The organism is Lentisphaerota bacterium (assembly GCA_016873675.1).
Classification (GTDB): domain Bacteria; phylum Verrucomicrobiota; class Kiritimatiellia; order RFP12; family JAAYNR01; genus VGWG01.
The window spans coordinates 1-2,435 of record VGWG01000200.1; the positions used below are offsets into that span (position 1 = coordinate 1).

A 2,435-nucleotide genomic window follows, 5' to 3' on the forward strand; every position below is an offset into this window, starting at 1 on the left:
AACCGGGAAAAGAGATCCTCGTTCGAATTGTCTCCATGCTGGTCGGATTGATCCGTAGCACATCCCCTGATCGTGTGCATGAGCCGGGAGCCGTCTACGAGCCGGATCGGCAAAGGGTGGGGGATTAAGATTAAGATTACGATTACGATTAGGAATTAACGACCTCATCAGAACTGCCATGCGCCCCGACCGCCTCCTGCAACTTTCCCCTTTTCAAGATGCCTGTAATCTGCTCTAATGGTTGCGGTTTGCTGGTCAGATGGGAGTGGAGGATTCCAATGGCGGAAGACGTACAGGGGATTGTCAAACAAAGCGCGTTCCTCGCCGATCGACACCGGCTGGACACGGTCACAACCAAGCCGGCTGCGAATTATACCGCAGCGGGCATATGCGCAATCATCGCCTTGCTGGTGTACGGACTGCTGGTCGCCTTGCAAGTGATGGATTTCCGGGCGTACCAGTTCCAGTGATGTGAGCGGTTGTGGCATGTTTAGAAAAATCCGCACGGTCAGCGCGGGCATTCTCGCTGCGCTTGCGTATGCTCCGGCGGCGATGACCCTTGCCGTCCTGTCGATCTCCTTTTTTGTGATTCAGCGGGTGGCTTCGGGCGTTGATTTCGTCGACGGAATTTCGTATGGCACGCTGCTGACCCACTGTTTCGGGCTTCACGCGCCGCTGCTTGCCCAGGGGTTTGGCTGGCAGGTGGTGACCTATCTGTTTCTTCACGGAAGCGGGCTGCATCTCGCCTTGAACATGCTTACCGTGCTGCTTTTTGGCGCCGGCCTGGAGATGGAAATTGGAAGCAGGCGGTTCTGGACTGTTTTTCTCGCAGGCGGAGCCATGGGCGGGTTGGTCTGGGTGGCGTGTGATGCGATCCAGCCGGCGCTGGCCGCAGCCTTCCCCGAGGTGGCGCGGGTGCTGGCTTTGCGAACGCAGCCGGGCGTCTATGGCACCTGCATCGGTGCCTCGGGCGGAGTCTTCGCCCTGATCGGCGCCTATGCCGCGTTGTTTCCCAGACGCGAGACGGTCGTGCTGCTGCTGGTGTTCCCGGTGCGGATGAGGGCGCGCACGCTGGCGGTGTTTCTCGGCCTGGCCACCATCATCGAAGCGGTCCTGCTGCGCTCGCAGATCGCCTACGCCGCCCATTTGGCGGGCGGCGTTGCAGGCTATCTCTACGGACTCGGCCTGTTGCGTCGGCGTGTCTTCTTCCGGGTGGCATGAAACTGACGCCTTTGGGCGCCCTGGCAGGGATCATGTGGATGAGTATTTTGCGTGAAAAGGAGTGCCACATCTCCTTCTTGCAGTTCGTGAAATACGGCCTGCTGGTGACCCCGCTAACCCTCGGCGCCGCGCTCCTCACGCTGGCGCTGGAAAGGGGCCTGTTCCGGTGAGCGAGGAATCGGTCTTCAGTCGGCGCTTCGACCCGGTTACTTGAATATGGCCCGCCGCTCGACCTGGCGCAGCACGACATACGTCGTCCATCCGAGTACAACGAGGCCGGCCAAAAAGGCCACGTAGGCGATGAACACGGGGATGCCGAAGGCCTTGGCCAGCATCGTTAATTCCGACATTCCGCCCATGCCGGCGATCACGTTGAGCGGCATGAAGACCACGTTGATCACCGTGAGGTGCTTCATCAACACGTTCAGATTGTTGCTCACAATCGATGCGCGCGCGTCCATCAGGCCGCCAAAGACATTGGCGTAAACCTGCGCCTGTTCCAGACACTGGGCATTTTCGATGGCCAGGTCGTCGACAAACTCGAGCATCTCCGGCGACAAGCCGTCGGTCTGGGCGTTCCTGGCATTGGTCTTCAGTCGCTCGATCACCCGGCCGTTGGCGCTGATCGCGTTGACGTAGTACACCAGGCTCTTCTCGATGGTGAACATCTGCAGCAACTGGCAGTTCTCCATGGACTTGACGAGCTTGGGCTCCAGTTCGCTGGCGATGTCGTTGATCACGTCAAGATGGGAAAAGAAGTGTGAAACGCACGCCGAAAGAATCCGCAGGAACAGCATCTGCAGATTCTGGACTTTGCTGAACGCGCGTCCTTCGAAGAGGGAAATATCATCGGGCGCGATCATGATCAGCTTGTCTTTGAACAGAAAGAGGCCGACGGAATTGATGCGAAACAGAAAGTTGTCCTTGGCGGTATAGCGCTTGGGGTGACGAAAGATCACGGCCAAGTGGTTGACATCGAGCTCCACGCGCGGCAGTTCGTCGCGGTCCAATGCCGACGTCAGGTTGTGCTCGTCGATCTGGAACTGGTTGTGTGCCGGGTATGCCCGGCTGCTTGTCGGTGCGCTACGCGAGCGTACCAGCTTTCTCAAACTGCTGCAATGGAAAACAGCATAACGGAAAACTGGGGCCGTTCAAAGAGCAAAGTCCGACCCCAGGCAGATAACGCCGAAGGGTAGCAGAAGGCAACTGTATCC

3 protein-coding genes are annotated in these 2,435 nt (G+C 58.5%); 2 read left to right on the forward strand and 1 reads right to left on the reverse strand.

Annotated features, from left to right (window positions below; all coding sequences use genetic code 11):
- Positions 1 to 278 precede the first annotated feature (278 nt).
- Both FJ222_12640 and FJ222_12645 read left to right on the forward strand, forming a co-directional pair.
- On the forward strand, positions 279 to 470 hold the full coding sequence (locus FJ222_12640) for a hypothetical protein (protein ID MBM4165268.1): 192 nt from the start codon (positions 279 to 281) through the stop codon (positions 468 to 470).
- Between the two features lie 16 nt (positions 471 to 486).
- Positions 487 to 1,221: a rhomboid family intramembrane serine protease gene (locus tag FJ222_12645; protein ID MBM4165269.1), complete on the forward strand. Its 735-nt coding sequence runs from the start codon at positions 487 to 489 to the stop codon at positions 1,219 to 1,221.
- 206 nt (positions 1,222 to 1,427) lie between these two features.
- Here the strand turns inward: FJ222_12645 and FJ222_12650 are convergent, their stop codons facing one another.
- On the reverse strand, positions 1,428 to 2,330 hold the full coding sequence (locus FJ222_12650) for a magnesium transporter CorA family protein (GenBank protein MBM4165270.1): 903 nt from the start codon (positions 2,328 to 2,330) through the stop codon (positions 1,428 to 1,430).
- Positions 2,331 to 2,435 lie beyond the last annotated feature (105 nt).